We start from the raw sequence: 17,567 nt of genomic DNA, 5'->3' as shown, positions 1-17,567 counted from the left end.
GCTTCGTGCGTGCGCCCAGTCGTTCAGAGAGCCATAGCATGGAGCGTCCGCTCCTCGTCTATACCACGTTCCCCGATGCCGAGACGGCGCTCGCCGTCGGCGAGACGCTGGTGCGGGACAAGCTCGCCGCCTGCGTCAACGTGCTGCCCGGGATGCGCTCGGTCTACGCCTGGAAGGGCGCGATCGAGCACGGCAGCGAGGTCGTCGCAATCGTGAAGACGCGCACGGGCCTGTCGGACACCCTTGCCGCGGCCCTGAAGGCGCGCCATCCCTACGAGACGCCGATCGTCCTGCACCTCGCGGTCGCCGAGGCGGATGCGACGACGGCGGCGTGGATCCTCTCGGAGACTCAGGCGCCGCCGGTCGGATAGCTGCGGCCCTTCCAGACGGCGGCGCCTGCGCGCTTGCGGCGCAGCAGCACGTTCCACTGGATCGCCAGCGCGACCACGACCGCCGCGGGGTGGAGCGGGATGGTCGCGGCCGGCTCGTCGGTCACCAGGGTGATCGCCGTGCGGGTCGCCAGCGAGACGGCGAGCGCCGCGAGCGCCAGGAACCAGGTCGCGGCGTCGAGGCCGCCGAGGAGGCCGGCCAGCACCAGCACGGGCGGGAGGACGTGGCCGAGGCCGAGCAGGGCGGTCCAGACCGGCAGCGCCACCGGCGTCGCCATGCCCTCGTGGGCGTTCTTCGAAAACCCGGCCCAGCACTGCGAGAATCCCGTATACATCCGGCAATCGGCAAGCGCGTGCCCGGCGACGAGGTCGGTGCGGTGTCCGGCCGCGCGCAGCAGCCGGGGCAGCTTCACCCCGTCGTGCAGGAAGCGGCGGATGGCGCCGTGGCCGCCGATCGCCGCGTAGGCGTCGCGCCTGATCAGCAGGAGCTGCCCGCAGGCCGCGCCCAAAGCCGGGCGCATCGAGGCGCGCATCATCGCCACCGGCAGGTAGCCGACGAGCAGGAAGTTGATCATTGGCACGGTGAGCTTCTCGCCGAGCGTGCCCATCACCTGCCGCGGCACCGCGCTGACGAGGCCCGATCCGGTGCGGCGGGCATGGGCGACAAGGCCGGCCGCCGCGAACGGCTTGAGCCGCACGTCGGCGTCGACGAAGAGCAGGTGCGCGCCGCGTGCCTCGCCGGCGAGGTGGGCGCAGGCGTGGTTCTTGCCGGTCCAGCCCTCCGGCAGCGGCGGCACAGGCACGAGGCGAAGGCGCGGCTCGCCGGCGGCGATGCCCGCGACGATCTCGGCGGTGGCGTCGGTCGAGTGGTCATCGCCGACCAGCACCTCGACGGCGACGCCGACGCCGGCGAGCGCCGCCCGAACGGTCGCCGCGATATGGGCGGCCTCGTTGCGCGCCGGGATGAGGATCGAGACGAGGCCCGCCTCCGGCCCGTCCGGCTCGGGCGTGCGCAGCAGCGTCAGGTTCATCGCGGCGAGGACGGCCGGCAGGAGCGCGGCCGCGAGCGCCAGGATCGCGAGGGCGGGCAGCACGAGGTCGACCATCAGCGCTGCGCTTTCTCGGCCCGGGTCTCCCGCCCGGCCGCGGCCCGGTGGCCGGCCTCGAAGCGCCGCCCACGCAGCGCCGACGCCATCCGCCGCCAGCCGTCGTACAGGCCGCCGACGCCCTGGCGCCCCGCGGCGAGGTCGTGAAACCGCGCCGGATCGCGGGCGATCACGTCGGCGCTCAGGCGATCGAGGACGGCGGTGAGGTCGGCCTCCAGCCGCGCGAGGCGCGCGCCGCGGGGCAAATCGCCCAGGGTCCGCCCGGACACGGGTCGGCCGAAGGCCGCGCAGGCCTCGGCGCCGCTCTCGTCCCAGAACGCGTATTCGAGCGCCAGCGGCACGAACTGCGCGTCGGGCGCGATCTCGGCGAGCCGGGCGACGCCGGCGCGCAGGGCAAGCGGCCGGCTGCGCACGTCGGCGAAGCGCCCCTGGGCGGTGATCCAAAGCACGCTCGCGGGCCGGGTCAGGATCTCGCGCGAGGCGGCCATGAACTGCGCCGCGCCGCGCGGCGTGTCGAGGTCGACGCCGAACGCGCCCATCCGGCGGAAGACGCCGTAGCGTTCCAGCATCCGCGCGTCGAAGGGCGCGTAGCTCGACCGCTCGGGAAACAGGCGCCCGGCGAGCAGGATGATCACCGCCGCATCCCACCAGGCCGGATGGTTGCAGTAGACCACCACCGGCCCCGGGCCGAGCTCCGGCGCCGCCCCCCAGCGTGCGAGGCGCAGGGCGTTCATCCGCCGCCGGAGGAAGCGATCGAAGTAGGCGACCATGAACCGCCACACCACCGGCGAGGCCGGCGGCGGCGCCCGGAACCGGCGGCTGCGATCGGGCGCATCAGCCATGGGTTCAATCCCGGACCGGACCGGGCGGCAGGATGCCGGGTGCCGCTTCGCCGGTCACGCGGATTCGCGCAGCTGCCCGCGGGCGTCGGCGTCGTGCGCGTCGGCGGCGATCCAGCCCGACATCATCACCATCGGCATGCCCGGCCCGGGATGGGCGGCGCCGCCGGCGAGGTAGAGGTTGCGCACCTGCCGCGAGCGGTTGCCCGGCTTGAACGCGCCCATGACCTTGCCGTGGGAGGCCAGCCCGTAGATCGCGCCGTTGAGCACGTGGTAGCGCTCGTGGATGTCCTGCGGCGTGAGGTGGCGCTCGACGACGATGCGCTCCTCGAGGTCGGGCATGCCGGCCGTGCGCTTGAGCTTGTCGAGGATCACCTGCCGGTAGGCCGGGAACATCGTCTTCCAGTCGTGGTGCGGGCGCAGGTACGGCGTGTGGACCAAGACGTAAAGCGCCTCGCCGCCCTCGGGCGCCACCGACGGATCGGTGGAGGAGGGCGCCGCGAGGTAGGCGGTCGGGTCCGGGGCCGGCTCGCCCTTGCGGTAGATCCAGTCGAACTCCTCCTCGGGGTCCTTGGAGAAGACGAAGTCGTGGTGGTTCAGGTGCTCGTAGCGCTTGTTCAGGCCGAGGTAGAGCACCACGCCAGAGCAGGCCGGCTCGGGGTTCTTCTTCGCGTAGGCCTTGCCGGCGTCGCCGCCGACCAGTTCCTTATAGGTCCGCACCGAATCCATGTTCGAGATCACCGCGTCGTAGGCGGTGGTGCCGGACTTGGTCCGCACGCCCTTCACCGCGCCGGCCGAGACGTCGAGGCCCAACACCTCCTCGCCCGGCTTCAGCGTCGCGCCGAGCTCGGTCGCGAGCTTGGCCAGCGCCTCGGCGACGGCCCGTGTGCCGCCCATCGGGTACCAGACCCCCTCCGCCGTCTGCATGTGCGCGATGGCGCAGAGCACCGCCGGCGCGCCGTAGGGCGAGGAGCCGACATACTGCACGAAGTGGTCGAGCATCTGCGCCAGGCGCGCATCCTTCACCTTGCCGCGGATCGTGCTCGCCACCGAGGCGTGCATCCGCAGCGCGAGCACGTCGCGCAGGGTCCCGGGGTTGAGGTTCGCGCGGACGTTGATCGTGTCGAACAGGTCCTCCACCGGCTTCCAGAAGAAGAATTTTTCCGAAATCTGGTGCAGGTTCTCGGAAACCTCCAAGAACTTCCTGTAGCCCTCGCCGCTCCCGGCGCCCGGCGCGAAGCGATCCATGTCGGCGGCCATGCGGGCGACGTCCTGCATCAGGTCGATGCGGGTGCCGTCGTCGAAGAAGCAGCGCCACTGCGGATCGAGCCGGCGCAGGTCGAGATAGTCGTGCAGGTTGCGGCCCGCCTCGGCGAAGATGCGCTCCAGCACGCGCGGCACGGTGAGGATCGTCGGCCCCATGTCGAACCGGAAGCCGCCCTCGTGCAGCACCGCGGCCTTTCCGCCGAGCCAGTCGTTCTTGTCGTAGACCGTGACCCGGTGTCCGCGCGCCGCGCTCACGCAGGCGGCGGCCAAGCCGCCGAGCCCGCTGCCGACGACGGCGACCGTGGAATCCTGGCTCATGGCGTTCGATACTCCCGGCACGCCCGCGACGACGGCGTCCCCTCGATTGAAGCTAGGCAGAACCGATCGGCGGTCAACGCGCCACCGGGTCGCGCCGGGTCCACCATCGTCATGCCGTCCGCCGCGAAACGAGCATCAAGGCGGCCCCGAGCCCGGCCAGCCCGATCGCCGACAGCACGCCCCAGGCAGCCAAAGCCGCGGCGGCGCCGTCGCCGAGGGCGCCCTGGTAGGCCTCGATCGCCCAGGCGTTCGGCGTGAACCAGCCCGCCTGCTGCAGCCAGGGCGGCATCAGGAAACGCGGCACCATGCTGCCGCCGACCGCCGAGAGCAGCAGCACGCCGAAGGTCGAGGCGAGGTGCGCCTGCTGGCGGGTCGCGGCGGCGGCGCAGGCGGCGAGCGCGAGCCCGGCCGCCATCGCCGAGACCAGCGCGCAGGTCACGAGGAAGGCCGGCCAGTGCGGGCCGATCTCGACGCCGTAGAGCAGGGCCGCGGCCGCGAAGATCAGCCCGGCCTGGGCGACGCCCTGCACGGTGAGGAAGGCGAACTTGCCCAGCACGATGACGCCCAGGCCGCCGGGCCCCGCCATCAGCCGGTCGGCGAGGCCGGTGGCGCGCTCCTCGGTGAGCGACATCGCCCCCTGCATCGCGGCGAACAGCAGGAACACCGCGGTGATCGCACCGGCATAGTAGCGCACGCGCTCGTTGGCGGCGCCTTCCGCGGTGCTGCGCCGCTCGACCAGCGAGGCGAAGCTGAACGGCTCCTTCTTCGCGCGCTGCTCGGCGAAGGCCCCGTCGAGGAAGGCGCGCTCGTCGGCGCCGATCTTGCCGCTGCGCTCGACATCGGCGACGACCCGCGACAGCACCACGTCGGGCAGCGCCTCGTTCAGCACCCGCTGGAGCTGGCCGAGGGCGATCGGGGTGGCGAGCGCCTTGGCCGGGCTCTCGACCAGCACCACCGGCTGCTCGGACGCCGCACCGGCCACCGGTGCCGCGAGGTCGCTGCGGATCACCAGCGCCACGTCGACGTCGCCGCGGCGCACCGTGGCGACGATTCCGGCCAAGTCGCGCTCGGGCAGGCGGGTGACACGGAGCGACGGGTCGGCCTCCAGGGCCTTCATCAGGCGCTCGGTGGTGGCGGTGCCGGCGAGGTCGGCGAGCCCGAGATGGATGCGGATGCGGTCGCCGATCGCGCCCGAGAAGATCGCGGCGAAGATCACGAAGATGACGGTCGGCAGCACGAAGGCCATCGTCAGGGCGGCGCGGTCGCGGATCAGGCTGATCCACATCACGCGGAAGGCGGCGCCGATCATCGCGCGGCCTCGGCCAGGCGCAGGCCCGCGGGGCCGCCGTCGAGGGCGTCGAGGTAGAGCGCCTCGAGGCCGGGCGCGCGCACGCGGACCTCGTAGGCCGGCACCGCCTGCGCCCGCAGCGCGTCGAGCAGGTCCGCGCCGTCGAGCGGGCGGGCGAGGCCGGGGGCGGCGCGCCAGACCAGGGGGGTATGCGAGGGCGCGAACCCGGCGCGGCGCAGGGCCTCGTCGGCGGCGGGGCCGGCCGGCAGGCTGAGGGCGACCTCGCGCTCGGGAATGCCGGCACGAAGCTCGGCCAGCATGTCCGCGAGCGTACCTTCGCGGACGATGCGGCCACCGGCCATGAAGGCGGCACGGTCGGCGAGGCGCTCGGCTTCGGCGAAGTCGTGGGTGGCGATCAGGATGGCGGTGCCCTCTTCGCGCAGGCGCCCGAGCACGGCGTGGATCGCGGCGCGGGCGACGAGATCCACCCCTTGCGTCGGCTCGTCGAGCAGCACCAGGGCCGGCCGGCACATCAGGCTCGCCGCGATGTTGACCCGCCGCTGGTAGCCGCCCGAGAGCAGCCCGACCGGGCGCCCGGCCGCCTCGGCGATGTCGGTGAGCGCCATGGCCTCCGCCACGGCCATGGCGCGCTCACGCCGCCCGATGCCGGCGAGCTGCGCGAACACGCCGAGATTCTCGGCGACGGTGAGGCGCGGGTAGAGCGCGATCTCCTGCGGCACCCAGCCGATCGCCCGCCGCGCTGCGCGCACCCGGAACGGATCCTGGCCGCCGACCCGCACCGTTCCGGCCTGCGGCGCGAGGCGCCCCGCGATCAGGCGCATCAGCGAGGTCTTGCCGGCGCCGTTCGGCCCGAGCAGCGCCAGGATCTCGCCCGCGCCGAGGACGAGATCGACCGCATCTAGCACGCGTCGATCGCGATAGGCGAGGGCGGCGCCCGCGACGCGGACGAGAGGCTCCGTCACGCGGCGCCTCAGCGTCGGGGCAGGGCGCGGGCGAGGCCGACCCGCAGCGCGGTCCCGGGTTCGCGCAGGTCGAAGGCGGCCTGCGCGAAGGTCGGGCGGGCCTTGAGACCGACGCCCCCGGAGAAGCCGTAGGGCTCGATCGGCAGGCCGAGGCCGGTCCGGTCGAGCTTGCGGTTGCCGTTGACGTCCTCGAACGCCGCGACGGCGTAGCGGCCGGCCGGAACGTCGCGGAACACGACGTTCACCGTCCCGCCGCGCGCGGTCAGCTCCTGCCCGAGGCTGCAGGCCTCCTCGGACAGGCCGCCCTGGCACAGGGCGACGGACACGGAGGTGCCGGGGTCGGCCCCATCCACCACCACCTCGACGGTGGCCGCCGCCGCCGGCAGGGCGACGACGACGGCCACCGCGGCGAGCGCGAGGCGCCTCGGGGCGCGGCCGGAATGCGGAATGGGAGTCGGCGTACGGAGCGTGCGGGGCCCAGCGACGCTCACGAGGTCTCGCCGCCGGTGGCGAGCGCCGCGGTCTCGGGCACGCCGGAGGTCTCGGCGACGCGGGCGCCGGCCAGCTCCTCGATGAGCAGGCGGGCGGAGATGCGCGCGCCCTCGTAGATCACCGGCAGGCCCGAACCCGGATGCGTGCCGCCGCCGACGAGGTAGAGCCCCGGCCCGAAGCGGTTGTGCGGGCGGAAGTACAGCATCTGCATCAGGTCGTGGGCGAGGTTGAAGGTGGCGCCCTCGTAGACCGCGAACTCGTCCCGCCACTCGACCGGGTCGACGATCCGCTCGAAGCGGATGCGGCTCTCGATGTCGTTGAGACCGAGGAGCTTCAGGCGCTCCAGCACCAGGGCCCGATAGGTCGCACGGGTGGCGGGCCAGTCGATCCCCGCCTTCAGGTTCGGCACCGGCACGAGGACGTAGAGGGCGGTATGGCCGGGGGGCGCCATGCCGCCGTCGGTGTAGCCGGCATGCTGCACGTAGACCGAGGGCTGCATCGGCAGGATGCCGTCGGTGATCTCGCGGATGTTGCGCGCGTAGTCCTCGGCCAGGAGGATGGTGTGGTGCCCGAGGGTCTCGGGCATCTTACCCTCGATGCCGAGGTACATCATGAAGGTCGAGCACGAAAGGCGCGCCTTCTCGATCTTCCGGTCGCGCCAGCGCGGGCGGTGCACTTCGGGGACGAGATCCTGGATCACCTGCGCGAAGTCGCCGTTGATCACCACCGCGTCCGCGGCGATCCGCTCTCCGTCCACGATCACGCCGTCGGCGCGCTTGCCGTCGAAGGTGACGCGCTCGACCGAGGTCCCGAGCCGGATGTCGACGCCCATGCGTCGGCAGAGGCCGGCCATCGCCTCCGAGATCGCGCCGCACCCGCCGACCGGGTGGTAGACCCCGTGCTCGTATTCGAGGAACGACAGGATCGTGAACAGGCTCGGGCAGCGGAACGGCGACATGCCGAGGTACTTGGTCTGGAACGCGAAGGCGAGGCGGACCCGCGGATCCTTGAAGTAGCGCTGCAGGTCGCGGTCGACGCTGCGGCCGGGATGCAGGTGGGGCAGCGCCCGCAGCATCCCCGGGCTCGCCATGCTGCGGAGGGTGTGGAACGCCTGCTCCAGCACCGGCTTGAAGAACTTCAGCTTGACCCGGTTGTCGGCGAAGAATTGCTTGACGTTCTTGGCGTCGTCGGGCGCGATGCGGGCGATCTCGGCTTCGAGGCGGTCCATGTCGCCGGTGGCGCGGATCTCGCCGCCGGCCTCGAAAACGAGGTGGTACTGCGGATCGAGCCGCTCGAGCTTGACGTGATCCTCCAGCCGCTCGCCGCAACTGTCGAAGATGTCGGCCAGGATCTGTGGATAAAGAAAGAAGGTCGGGCCGATGTCGAACTTGTAGCCGCCGGGGGCCTCGACCGTCTTGGTGCGGCCGCCGACCTGCTGGTCCTTCTCGATCAGCGTGACCTGAAGGCCGGCGCGCGCCAGCAGCAGGGCCGTGGCGAGGCCGCCCGGCCCGGCACCGACGACGACGACCCGGCGCCCGGACAATGTCCGCAGGCCCTCCCGTGACTGAAGCAACGCGCCCGACTCCCAGACCAGAACCACCCGGCGGACGACCGGCTCCCGCCCGGTCCACCTGCTGTCAAGCTAGCTCGCCGCGGGGTCAAGGCAATGGGTGCGCATTGTCGCGCGCATCGCGGCCCCCGCCGGAGAGGCGATGCAGGGCGATCGCGCCGGCGGTGGCGACGTTGAGCGAGTCGAAGCCCGCCGCCATCGCGATGCGCAGGCCGCGCATCCGCGCCAGCACGTCGGCCGGCAACCCGGGGCCTTCCGTGCCGAGCAGCAGCAGCGTGCGGGCCGGCGCCGTCAGGTCGGCGACGTCCTCTCGCCCGGACGGGCTGAGCGCCAGCGGCTCGAGGGCTAGGGCGCGGGCGGTCGCGAGCCAGTCGGCGCCGGGATCCAAGCGCGCGAAGGGCACGGTCAGGGCGGCGCCGGCCGAGACGCGGATCGCCTTGCGGTAGAGCGGATCGCAGGTGCCGGCGTCGAGCAGCACCGCGTCGGCACCGAAGGCCGCGGCGTTGCGGAACAGGCCGCCGACGTTGTCGTGGTTGGTCAAGCCGGCCAGGCCGACGACCAGCGCCGGGGCGGGCGCCGGCGGGACGACCGCATCCGCACGCGCGCCGTCGCCGCGGATGCCGACGGCGAGCACGCCGCGATGGATCGGGAACCCGGCCACCGCGCTCATCACCGCGCGGTCGGCGACGAAGACCGGCGGCGTGCCGGGGCCGGCCTCGATCGCGGCTGCGAGGCCGGCGACGCGCTCGGGCAGCAACAGGATCGATTCGGTGCGGAAGCGGGCCTGCGGCGACAGCATCAGCCGCAGCGTGACCTCGCCTTCGACGATGAAGCGACCGGCCCGCCCGACGAGGTCACGCTCGCGCATCGCCGCATAGGGGGCGAGGCGCGGATCGGCCGGATCGGTGATCGGGATCGGCTGCACGGACCGCGCGTCGGCGCACATGCGGTCGGCGGCCCTAGGGTCCGGCTCCGCTCACGCCGGCGGGCGGCCGCCCATGCGGATCGCCAGCGGGTCGGCCTCGGCCTTGGTCGGCACCTTCACCAGGGCCTCGCCGTCGAGCACGACTTCGCCGGCCACCGAGCAGGTGCACTTGAGGCGGGCGCGGCGCCGCTCGGGCACGAGCTCGGCCACCTCGACGGTCACGTCGACGGTGTCGCCGATGCGCACGGGCGCGCGGAAGTTCAGGGTCTGGCTGATGTAGACCGCGCCGGGGCCGGGGAGGCGGGTGCCGAGCACCGCCGAGATCAGCCCGGCGGTGTAGAGGCCGTGGGCGATGCGGGTGCCGAAGGGCGTGCGCGCCGCGAAGTGCTCGGACAGGTGGATCGGGTTGCGGTCGCCGGTGATCTCGGCGAAGCCGATCACGTCGGAGGAGGCGATCGTCTTCGACAGGGTCTCCGAGAGCCCGACTTCGAGGTCCTCGAAGTAGAGAACGCGCAATTCGGGCAACATCTGAGACTCCTCGTTCCGGCCGCACGGATTCGGTCCGGCCGCGGCCCCGCCTCGCACAGGTCGGGCGCCGAATCCAGCCGGGGGAAACGCCGAGGCCGGGTCGACAGCCCGCGCGCGGTGGGCGAAGAGGCGGCCCGGCCCGTCAACGGACACCGTCGCCCGCGTGGACTCCACCGCCTCCCCCCCGCTCCGCCCCGTCGTCGCGCGCGTCGCGGGGCTGAACCTCGGCTACTTCGGCATCGAGATCGCGGTCGCCCTGGCGATCGGCTCGGTGGCGTTGATCGCCGACAGCCTCGACTTCCTCGAGGACGCGGCGATCAACCTGCTGATCTTCGCCGGCCTCGGCTGGAGCGCAGTCAACCGCGCCCGCCTCGGCACGCTGATGGCCGGCATCCTGATGGTGCCGGCGCTCGCGACCGCCTACGCGGCCTACGAGAAATTTTCGGACCTGAGCGCGCCGGCGCCGCTTCCGTTGACGCTCACCGGCCTCGGCGCGCTCGCCGTCAACCTGACCTGCGCCCTGATGCTGTCGCGCCATCGCGACGGCGCCGGCAGCCTGACGCGGGCGGCCTGGCTGTCGGCCCGCAACGACGCCTACGCCAACCTGGCGATCATCGCGGCCGGGCTCGCCACCGCGCTGCAGCCCTCGCCCTGGCCCGACCTGATCGCCGCGGCCGGGATCGCCATCCTCAACGCGGACTCGGCCGGCGACATCCTTCGCGCGGCCTCCGCCGAGCGCCGCGCCGTGCACGAAGCAGGACCGCCCCCGTGAGGATCTTCCCGATCTCCGACCTCCATCTCGAGCGCCGCCGCCTCGATCTCATCGCCGCACCGAGCGGGGCGTTCGACGTGATGGTCTGCGCCGGCGATCTGTACGAGGGCCACCCCGAGCGCGGGCTCGCCGCCGTGCTGGCGCTGGCCGGCGGCCGACCGGTGGTGCTCGTGCCGGGCAATCACGAGCACTATGCGCCGACCGGCGACGCGCGAACCGCCCCCGAGCTCCTCGCCGCACTGGCAGGGGAGGTCGAGCGCCTGAATGGCGCCGGTGCCCGGATCCACCTGCTGCAGCACGGCGCCACGTGCGTCCTCGATGGGGTTCGCTTCGTCGGCGCGACCCTGTGGAGCGACTGGTCCCTGGCCGGGCGCTGGCTCGCGGCGGACGCGCCCGACCGGCCGGCCGACCCGGTGAGCTACGCGGCCGAGCGGATGACCGACCCGATCACCGGTTCGCGAGAGTACCGCGGCTCGATCCGCAAGGCCGACGGCACCGCCTGGCTTCCCGCCGACGCGATGGCGGCCCACGCCTCCGAGCGCCGCCGGCTGCTGGCGGCCCTGGCGCAGCCGTTCGACGGGCCGACGGTGGCGGTGACGCACCATCCCCCGAGCCCGCGTGCGGCCGACGCCTTCCGCGACGCCCCGGGGGTGCCGTGGTGGGTGCCGGCCTTCTACGCGACCACGGTGCTCGACGAGCTCGACGACGCCGCGCGGCCCGTCCTGTGGGTGTCCGGCCATTTCCATGCCGGGCACGACATGACGATCGGACGCTGCCGCTGGGTGGCGAACCCGGTCGAGGGCGCGACCTACGCGGCCGACCGCGTCGTCGCCGTGGCGTGAAGCTCGGCCCGGTCGACGCAAGGCGACGCCGCCGCGCCGCCCGGCGCGAAACCTCCTGCGCAGCTCGTGCGTAGGGCTGCCACGTCCTTCCCGCGGGAGAGCCCTTGCCGTGAACACCTTCCTCGCCGTCGTCCTCGTCTGCGCCAACGCGATCGCGCAGGAAGCCTGCACCGACGACAAGGCCCTGGAGGTGCGCAAGGTCCGCGTCGCGAACGAGCTCGGCTGCACCAACGGCTGGCAGGAGATCATCGCCCGCACGGACCTGCGCGAGGAGATCGGCAAGACCTCCTACCTCAAGACCGAGTGCCGCCGGGTGAAGAGCCCGCAGTGACCGCAGGGCGCCTCAGCATCCGGCCTTGAAGGCGATGGGGCCGGTGGCGAAGCGGATCTCGCCGCGCCCGTTCCGGATCTCGCCCCCGGCGTAATGGAGCGCGTCGTCGCGGTTGCGGAACAGGCCGCCGGCGATCCCGTGGCTCTCCAGCGCGACCCAGCAGCCGCCGGCATCCTGCCCGATGGTGAAGCTGAGAGCGGGCGCGTCCGGGATGGCGGGCGGGCGGCCGGCGACGGCGGCGAGGGCGGATCGAAGGTTCGGCATGGTCTCACGCGGGGCTGGCGCGGCCCCTTGCCGGAACCGCACCGCCAAGATCGAGCCGCCCACGTAAGGAATCGAGCGTCACCGCCGCGCGATGCCATGAGCGTGTCGTGAGGATCGGCCTACTTCTCGTACTTGACGTAGGCGAAGCGTGCGTCCGTCGGCGTCCCTTCCAGGCCCTGGCCCTCGAGGCCCGGCTGCCAGGAGACGACCTCCTCGATCTTGCGCGCCAGCGCGAAGTCCTTATCGGTGATGCCCTTGGCGGCATGGTTCATCAGCCGCACCTCGACCCAGGCGTAGGAGGCGGTCAGGTCGGGGTGGTGCCACGCGGCCTCGGCGAGGTGGCCGACGGTGTTGATCACCATCAGCGTGCTCTTCCAGCTCGCGGTCTTGTAGGTGCGGCGAATCCACCCGTCCTCGTAGCGCCAGGCCGGGATCTCGGCGGCGATCCGAGCGGCGATGGTCTCGTCGTCCAGGGCGCCTTCGCGTGGCTCGGCCATGATCTCTCTTCCGATGTCGGTTGTCCCCTTCGAGCCTGCCCCGGCCACCGCTCCCGCGCAAGGCGGTTGTGGACGGGCCGCGTGCTGCGCCCTATGACCTTTCGGCAACGGCACCCTCGGCGTCGGAGCCTCACCGCTCCGGCCGGGGCGGGCCCAAGGCCGAACCGGCCGGCAAGACCTCCAGGGAGAAGGCGCCATGCTGTCACGGCGCGGATTGCTCGCCGCCGCGCTCGCCGGCCTGCCGGTGCTGTCGCATCCGGCGCTGGCGGCCCCGAGCGTGCGCCTCGGCAGCCTGCCGTTCGGCACGGTCGCGTGGGAAGCCGCGGTGATCAAGGCGCGCGGGCTCGACGCCGCCAACGGCTTCACCCTCGACCTCGTCAAGCTCGCCGGCAACGACGCGGCGCGGATCGCCTTCATGGGCGGCCAGATGGACGTGATCGTCGGGGACCTGCTCTGGGCGGCCCGCCTCGGCAACGAGGGCCGGGCGATGCGCTACGTGCCGGCCTCGACCTCCGAGGGCGCCGTGATGGTGCCCGCCGCGAGCCCGGTGAACACCCTCAAGGATCTCGAAGGCAAGCGCCTCGGCGTCGGCGGCGGGCCACTCGACAAGAACTGGCTGCTGCTCAAGGCCCAGGCGCAGGACGCGGCCGGCTTCGACATCGAGGCCAAGACCGAGATCGCCTACGGCGCACCGCCCCTGATCGCTTTGAAGCTCGAGCAGGGGTCGCTCGATGCCGCGCTCACCTACTGGACCTACTGCGCACGCCTCGAGGCCAAGGGCTTCCGCCGGCTGATCGGCGCCGACGACATGATGCGCGCGCTCGGCGCGAAGGGCGCGTTCGCGCTGATCGGATACCTGTTCGAGGCGCAGACCGTCGCCGAGAAGCCCGAGGCGATGGCCGGGTTCGTGCGCGCGGTGCGCGCGGCCAAGGACATGCTCGCGGCCGACCCCTCCGCCTGGGAGATCGTGCGCCCGCTGATGGCCGCCGACGACGACGCCATCTTCGAGGCCCTGAAGCGGGAATACCTTGCCGGCATCCCGCGCCGCCCGCTGGCTGAGGAGCGCAGCGACGGCGAGCGGCTGTTCTCGGTGATGTCGCGGCTCGGGGGCGAACGCCTCGTCGGCACCGGCACCGGCCTGCCGCCGGGCCTGTACTACGACGGGAAGACCGGTTGATCCGCGCAAGCGCCTCGAACCGCCGCGCCATCCTCACCCGTCTCGGCTCGATGCTGGTGCTGCTCGCCGCGTGGCAGGCTGCGGCACAAGCCGCGGGCTCGCGGATGCTGCCGACGCCGCTCACCGTGGCGGCCTTCATCGGCCGGGAATCGGCGCGCGGCGACCTGTGGACCAATGTCGGGATCACGCTGGCGCGGGTCGGCGTCTCGTTCGTGCTCGCGATGGTGCTCGGCGTGCTGCTCGGCGTCGCGCTCGGCCGCTCGAAGCGCCTGAACACCCTGCTCGACACGCCGCTGCTGGCGATGCTGAACACGCCCGCCCTGGTGATCACGGTGCTGGCCTACGTCTGGGTCGGCTTGAACGAGTCGGCCGCGATCCTGGCCGTGGTGCTGAACAAGCTGCCCAACGTCGCGGTCATCCTGCGGGAGGGCGCGCGCGACCTCGACCCGGGCCTTGAGGAGATGGCGCGGACCTACCGGTTCGACCGGCGCTCCTGGGTCGCCCACGTGCTGGTGCCCCAGCTGCAGCCCTACGTGGTGGCCGCGGCGCGCTCCGGCCTGTCGCTGGCCTGGAAGATCGTGCTGGTGATCGAGCTGCTCGGCCGCCCCAACGGCGTCGGCTTCGCGATCAACTACTACTTCGTCCAGAGCACCGACGTCGCCGCGATCCTCGGCTACAGCATCGTGTTCATGAGCGTGATGATCGCCATCGACATCCTCCTCCTGCAGCGGCTCGAAGCGCATGTCCGCCGCTGGCGATAAGATGTCCGCCGCCGTCGACGAGATGTCGGGTTCCGACGCGGTCCTCAGGGTCGCGATCGCGCGAAAGGTCTACCATCCGGCCTCGGCCGAGCCGGTGGAGGCGGTGCGCGACCTCGCCTTCGCGATCCGGCCGGGCGAGATCGCCTGCCTGATCGGGCCCTCGGGGGCCGGCAAGACCACGACGCTGCGGATCCTGCTCGGGCTCGACGCCGATTACGACGGCTCCATCGTGCCGGATCCGCGCGCCTCGGAGACCGGGCCGGGCATGGTCTTCCAGGAGCCGCGCCTGCTGCCGTGGCGGACGGTGGAGCAGAACGTGCGCCTCGCGATGCCGCGGCCGCAGCGCGGGCGCGACCTCGACGGGCTGTTCGCGCATCTCGGGCTCGCCCCCTGGCGCGGCCGCTATCCGGGCGCGCTGTCGCTGGGGATGCAGCGCCGCGTGGCGCTGGCCCGCGCGCTCGCCAACGACCCGCGGCTCCTGGTGCTCGACGAGCCGTTCGTGTCGCTCGACGACGGGGCCGCCGCCTCGCTGCGCGGCCTCGTGGTCGACACCGTCGACCGGCTCGGCATGAGCGTGCTGATGGTGACCCACAACGTCGCCGAGGCGATCGCCGTCGCCGACCGGCTGCTGCTGCTCTCCCCGCGCCCGGCGAGCCTCGTCGCCACCATCCCGCTCGACCGGCCGCGGCCGCAGCGGGACCGCGCCTGGGCGGATGCGACGCGACAGGACTTGGCGCAGCGCTTCCCCGGCGTCATCGCGGAATAGCGTTCCTTCGAGCGGAAGGGCCGGCCTCACTCCACCTTGGCGTCGACGTCGAGCTTGTCGAGCACCGCACCCGGCGTGCGGGCCAGGCCGAAATCGGCGAAGCCGAGGCCGGCGGCGTTCTTTGCCTTCGCGGTCATCGTCAGGCGGCCGGGCTTCGTCACGAACTGGCCCAGCGCCGCGCCGATCGCCCGGGCGGCGGGCGAGTTCCCGAGCATCGCCGGCACGCCGAACTGGGTCGCGGCCACGTATTCCTGGCGCAGCTCCTCCGGCTTCAGGCTGAGGGCCTTCGCCTGGGCCGCGAGGAAGCGCTCGAACAGGCCGGTATTCTGGATCGTCAGGTCGAGGGCCTTGGCGGTCGCCGTCAGCATCAGCAGGCTCGCCGCCGGGATGTGCGAGGCGAACAGCTCCGGCCCGAGGCCGCCGATCGTCCCGGCGAGCCGCAGCGAGCCGATGTCGCGGCCCGACAGCGTCATCTCGCGCACCGCGACCTCGCGCTTGGCCTCGTCCCAGGCGGAATCGACCACGAGGTTGAGATCGAGATCGGCATAGCCGTAATCCGGCAGGGCGCCGAGCACCGGCATGCCGGCGACCATTGCCGCGGGGAACGTCAGGCCCGAAAGATCGAGGCGGCTCGCGGTCGGCACCCCGTCGCGCAGCGGCCCGAAGGTCAGGGCGCCGCTGCGCAGGGCGAGGTGGACCGGTGCCGCACCGGGGGCGGCGGGCGTGGCGAGGGGATCGCCGGACTTGGCGGTGGCCGGAGGCCTGGATGCGGTCCGGCCGGGCTCCTTGCCGACCGGGGCCGGGGCGCCCGGCATGTCGAGGCTCAGGTCCTGCAGCGCCAGGCCGCCGACCGCGGGGGTGAGGCGGCGCAGCTCCTCGTCGGTGACGGCGGTGTCCGGGTTGGCGAGGCGGCGCAGGGTCGCGATGGTCGGGGCGAGGGAGACGCCGGTGAGCGCCACACGCGCGAGCCGGGCCTTGAGGCCGCCCTGCGCGAACGCGATCGCCTCCAGGGTCGTGCCGCTCTCGGCGCCGGTGCCGCCGTGAGCCAGGCGCCCGACCTCGACCAGCATTGGCTCGCCGGCGCCGGTCCGGCTGATGGCGAGGCCGCGCAGCTCGAGGCTGCCGAACGCGACGGCGTCGGCCAGGTCAGCGGCGGTTCCCGCGAGCTTGCCGCGCTCGGCCGCCGTCATCTCCGGGTCGACGGCCTCGAGCCCGCGGGCGAGCCCGGCCATCGCGCCGTTCCAGCCGCCGGGGACCTGGCGTCCGCCGAAATCGCGGCCCTCGAGCCCGGCGATCCGAATCGTGACGCCCGAGGCTTCCGTGTAGGTCACGTCCGAGGCCTGGATCGCGGCGTAGATCCGCTGGACCGGCCCCTTGCCGTCGCCGGATTCCGACGAGAGCCGGACGAGCGCGGCGAGGTCGAGATCGCTGGCGACGATGCGGCCGTAGGTGCCCGACCCCGGGTGCGCGCCGGTGACGGAGACCCCGGCGCCGGCCATGGTCAGCTCGGCGATGCGGCCGGCGCGCACGTCGCGCGCCGCGACCTCGCGATAGGTCACGGTCTGCAGCGATCCGCCCGGGCCGGGATGTTCGGAGACGAGGACCGGGATCGAGATGCTCGCCGCCTCCAGGCGTGCGAGGCGGGGCGCCCAGGGCTCGGGCGAATCCGCCTTGAGGATCGCCGTCAGGTCGTCGCGCGAGAGACGCGTGCCGCTGACCGTGATCCGCGCCGCCTTGAACACCGTGTCGCCGAGCGGCAACGCGACGTCGACCAGCACGACGTCCTGGACCGCCGAGGCCGCCTCCTGCGCCGCCGCAGGCCGGCCCGTCGTCCCGACGCCGAGGACGAGACCGGCACAGAGGCAGAGGCGGGCCGCCCGGATCAGGCTGGCGCGGACCGTTCGGTGACTGATCATCGTGTGCGGACCGCTGACGAATGTTTTATCCGAGGAGACGGCGCTGTCGTCCCGCATTTCGCCGCGCGAGGCAATCGGTGCGCCACGCCGCGACCCACGCTTGTCGGCGCCTGTCGTTCCGGCACCACGATGCCGGCGACCGCAACCAGCTCCGACACCACCCTCGGGGCCGCACGGGACAGCGCCGCGCCCCTCGAAAGATCAGAGCGAGAACGAGGTGCCGCAGCCGCAGGACGAGGTCGCCTGCGGGTTCTCGATCTTGAAGGACTGCCCGATCAGGTCGTTCACGAAATCGATCGTGGATCCGGCCATATACTCGAGCGACACCGGGTCGACGACCACGGTGGCGCCGTCGCGCTCGATCGTGACGTCCTGCGCCTCCTGGTCGCGGGTGATGTCGAAGGCGTAGGAGAAGCCGGAGCAGCCGCCGCCGTTCACGCTGACGCGAAGCAGCGCGCCCGGGGGCTCGGCACCCATGATCTCGTTGATGCGCTTGGCGGCGCGGGGGGTCAGGGTGATCTCGGCCATCGGGAGAGC

20 protein-coding genes are annotated in these 17,567 nt (G+C 72.9%); 7 read left to right on the top strand and 13 right to left on the bottom strand.

Annotated features, from left to right (window positions below; all coding sequences use genetic code 11):
- Nucleotides 1-38: 38 nt before the first annotated feature.
- Entirely contained in the window at nt 39-371 is a 333-nt protein-coding gene (gene cutA / locus MKK68_RS18140) for a divalent-cation tolerance protein CutA (RefSeq protein ID WP_244032120.1), read from the top strand.
- On the opposite strand, the gene MKK68_RS18135 is transcribed toward cutA, so the two are convergent.
- The 9 genes from MKK68_RS18135 to croR form a co-directional block, all read right to left on the bottom strand.
- A complete protein-coding gene (locus MKK68_RS18135; RefSeq protein ID WP_244032118.1) occupies nt 350-1,495 on the bottom strand; it encodes a glycosyltransferase in 1,146 nt (381 codons plus the stop codon). The two genes, cutA and MKK68_RS18135, sit on opposite strands and share 22 nt — an antisense overlap.
- Nucleotides 1,495-2,265, bottom strand: a complete 771-nt coding sequence (locus MKK68_RS18130; RefSeq protein WP_244032138.1) for a lysophospholipid acyltransferase family protein — start codon at nt 2,263-2,265, stop codon at nt 1,495-1,497. The genes MKK68_RS18135 and MKK68_RS18130 overlap by 1 nt, the downstream gene beginning before the upstream one ends.
- 126 nt (nt 2,266-2,391) lie before the next feature.
- Complete coding sequence (locus MKK68_RS18125) at nt 2,392-3,918, bottom strand: phytoene desaturase family protein (protein WP_147729536.1); 1,527 nt, start codon at nt 3,916-3,918, stop codon at nt 2,392-2,394.
- A 109-nt stretch (nt 3,919-4,027) separates the two neighbouring features.
- On the bottom strand, nt 4,028-5,227 hold the full coding sequence (locus MKK68_RS18120; protein WP_244032116.1) for an ABC transporter permease: 1,200 nt from the start codon (nt 5,225-5,227) through the stop codon (nt 4,028-4,030).
- On the bottom strand, nt 5,224-6,189 hold the full coding sequence (locus MKK68_RS18115; RefSeq protein ID WP_147858438.1) for an ABC transporter ATP-binding protein: 966 nt from the start codon (nt 6,187-6,189) through the stop codon (nt 5,224-5,226). The genes MKK68_RS18120 and MKK68_RS18115 overlap by 4 nt, the downstream gene beginning before the upstream one ends.
- Nucleotides 6,190-6,197: 8 nt before the next feature.
- Complete coding sequence (locus MKK68_RS18110) at nt 6,198-6,638, bottom strand: DUF2141 domain-containing protein (RefSeq protein WP_409567267.1); 441 nt, start codon at nt 6,636-6,638, stop codon at nt 6,198-6,200.
- Nucleotides 6,639-6,676: 38 nt separating this feature from the next.
- Nucleotides 6,677-8,254: a phytoene desaturase family protein gene (locus MKK68_RS18105; protein ID WP_244032114.1), complete on the bottom strand. Its 1,578-nt coding sequence runs from the start codon at nt 8,252-8,254 to the stop codon at nt 6,677-6,679.
- An 85-nt stretch (nt 8,255-8,339) separates the two neighbouring features.
- Nucleotides 8,340-9,197 carry a TrmH family RNA methyltransferase gene (locus MKK68_RS18100; RefSeq protein WP_244032112.1) on the bottom strand — a complete coding sequence of 286 codons (858 nt, stop codon included), beginning with the start codon at nt 9,195-9,197 and terminating at the stop codon, nt 8,340-8,342.
- A gap of 30 nt (nt 9,198-9,227) precedes the next feature.
- Entirely contained in the window at nt 9,228-9,704 is a 477-nt protein-coding gene (croR, locus tag MKK68_RS18095; RefSeq protein ID WP_147727936.1) for a 3-hydroxybutyryl-CoA dehydratase, read from the bottom strand.
- A gap of 163 nt (nt 9,705-9,867) precedes the next feature.
- Between croR and MKK68_RS18090 the strand changes: the two genes are divergently transcribed.
- From MKK68_RS18090 to MKK68_RS18080, 3 genes are all read left to right on the top strand, one after another.
- Complete coding sequence (locus MKK68_RS18090; protein WP_243937514.1) at nt 9,868-10,476, top strand: cation transporter; 609 nt, start codon at nt 9,868-9,870, stop codon at nt 10,474-10,476.
- Nucleotides 10,473-11,318, top strand: a complete 846-nt coding sequence (locus tag MKK68_RS18085; RefSeq protein WP_147842315.1) for a metallophosphoesterase — start codon at nt 10,473-10,475, stop codon at nt 11,316-11,318. The genes MKK68_RS18090 and MKK68_RS18085 overlap by 4 nt, the downstream gene beginning before the upstream one ends.
- 109 nt (nt 11,319-11,427) lie before the next feature.
- Nucleotides 11,428-11,649, top strand: coding sequence for a hypothetical protein (locus tag MKK68_RS18080; protein WP_243932129.1), 222 nt, complete (start codon nt 11,428-11,430; stop codon nt 11,647-11,649).
- A 12-nt stretch (nt 11,650-11,661) separates the two neighbouring features.
- Here MKK68_RS18080 and MKK68_RS18075 read toward each other — a convergent pair whose 3' ends face one another.
- Nucleotides 11,662-11,913, bottom strand: a complete 252-nt coding sequence (locus tag MKK68_RS18075) for an RAG2 PHD domain containing protein (RefSeq protein ID WP_147727940.1) — start codon at nt 11,911-11,913, stop codon at nt 11,662-11,664.
- Nucleotides 11,914-12,032: 119 nt separating this feature from the next.
- The gene (locus tag MKK68_RS18070; RefSeq protein WP_147842313.1) at nt 12,033-12,410 is read right to left on the bottom strand and encodes a 4a-hydroxytetrahydrobiopterin dehydratase; all 378 of its coding nucleotides are present in this window, start codon (nt 12,408-12,410) and stop codon (nt 12,033-12,035) included.
- Nucleotides 12,411-12,606: 196 nt separating this feature from the next.
- On the opposite strand from MKK68_RS18070, the gene MKK68_RS18065 reads away from it, so the two are divergent.
- Genes MKK68_RS18065 through MKK68_RS18055 form a run of 3 tightly spaced genes read left to right on the top strand, consistent with a single transcriptional unit; the run spans nt 12,607 to nt 15,114 of the window.
- Complete coding sequence (locus tag MKK68_RS18065; protein ID WP_244032110.1) at nt 12,607-13,587, top strand: ABC transporter substrate-binding protein; 981 nt, start codon at nt 12,607-12,609, stop codon at nt 13,585-13,587.
- 50 nt (nt 13,588-13,637) lie between these two features.
- A complete protein-coding gene (locus MKK68_RS18060; RefSeq protein ID WP_147727945.1) occupies nt 13,638-14,348 on the top strand; it encodes an ABC transporter permease in 711 nt (236 codons plus the stop codon).
- Between the two features lies 1 nt (nt 14,349).
- Complete coding sequence (locus MKK68_RS18055) at nt 14,350-15,114, top strand: ABC transporter ATP-binding protein (RefSeq protein WP_244032101.1); 765 nt, start codon at nt 14,350-14,352, stop codon at nt 15,112-15,114.
- A gap of 26 nt (nt 15,115-15,140) precedes the next feature.
- Here MKK68_RS18055 and MKK68_RS18050 read toward each other — a convergent pair whose 3' ends face one another.
- The gene (locus MKK68_RS18050) at nt 15,141-17,030 is read right to left on the bottom strand and encodes a hypothetical protein (RefSeq protein WP_243937515.1); all 1,890 of its coding nucleotides are present in this window, start codon (nt 17,028-17,030) and stop codon (nt 15,141-15,143) included.
- A 201-nt stretch (nt 17,031-17,231) separates the two neighbouring features.
- A complete protein-coding gene (locus tag MKK68_RS18045; RefSeq protein ID WP_147728759.1) occupies nt 17,232-17,558 on the bottom strand; it encodes a HesB/IscA family protein in 327 nt (108 codons plus the stop codon).
- Nucleotides 17,559-17,567: the final 9 nt, after the last annotated feature.

Origin of the sequence: Methylobacterium sp. E-016, from assembly GCF_022829745.1 — a bacterium.
GTDB lineage: Bacteria > Pseudomonadota > Alphaproteobacteria > Rhizobiales > Beijerinckiaceae > Methylobacterium.
This window is presented reverse-complemented; position numbering and strand designations above follow the sequence as displayed.

Excerpts from the sequence above, each read along its gene's own strand:
- MKK68_RS18075 (WP_147727940.1), bottom strand. The coding sequence starts at position 11,913 with ATGCCGAACCTTCGATCCGCCCTCGCCGCCGTCGCCGGCCGCCCGCCC.
- MKK68_RS18055 (WP_244032101.1), top strand. The coding sequence starts at position 14,350 with ATGTCCGCCGCCGTCGACGAGATGTCGGGTTCCGACGCGGTCCTCAGG.
- MKK68_RS18060 (WP_147727945.1), top strand. The coding sequence starts at position 13,638 with ATGCTGGTGCTGCTCGCCGCGTGGCAGGCTGCGGCACAAGCCGCGGGC.
- MKK68_RS18045 (WP_147728759.1), bottom strand. The coding sequence starts at position 17,558 with ATGGCCGAGATCACCCTGACCCCCCGCGCCGCCAAGCGCATCAACGAG.
- MKK68_RS18135 (WP_244032118.1), bottom strand. The coding sequence starts at position 1,495 with ATGGTCGACCTCGTGCTGCCCGCCCTCGCGATCCTGGCGCTCGCGGCC.
- MKK68_RS18070 (WP_147842313.1), bottom strand. The coding sequence starts at position 12,410 with ATGGCCGAGCCACGCGAAGGCGCCCTGGACGACGAGACCATCGCCGCT.
- MKK68_RS18125 (WP_147729536.1), bottom strand. The coding sequence starts at position 3,918 with ATGAGCCAGGATTCCACGGTCGCCGTCGTCGGCAGCGGGCTCGGCGGC.
- MKK68_RS18050 (WP_243937515.1), bottom strand. The coding sequence starts at position 17,030 with ATGATCAGTCACCGAACGGTCCGCGCCAGCCTGATCCGGGCGGCCCGC.
- croR (WP_147727936.1), bottom strand. The coding sequence starts at position 9,704 with ATGTTGCCCGAATTGCGCGTTCTCTACTTCGAGGACCTCGAAGTCGGG.
- MKK68_RS18120 (WP_244032116.1), bottom strand. The coding sequence starts at position 5,227 with ATGATCGGCGCCGCCTTCCGCGTGATGTGGATCAGCCTGATCCGCGAC.
- MKK68_RS18100 (WP_244032112.1), bottom strand. The coding sequence starts at position 9,197 with ATGTGCGCCGACGCGCGGTCCGTGCAGCCGATCCCGATCACCGATCCG.
- cutA (WP_244032120.1), top strand. The coding sequence starts at position 39 with ATGGAGCGTCCGCTCCTCGTCTATACCACGTTCCCCGATGCCGAGACG.
- MKK68_RS18130 (WP_244032138.1), bottom strand. The coding sequence starts at position 2,265 with ATGGTCGCCTACTTCGATCGCTTCCTCCGGCGGCGGATGAACGCCCTG.
- MKK68_RS18065 (WP_244032110.1), top strand. The coding sequence starts at position 12,607 with ATGCTGTCACGGCGCGGATTGCTCGCCGCCGCGCTCGCCGGCCTGCCG.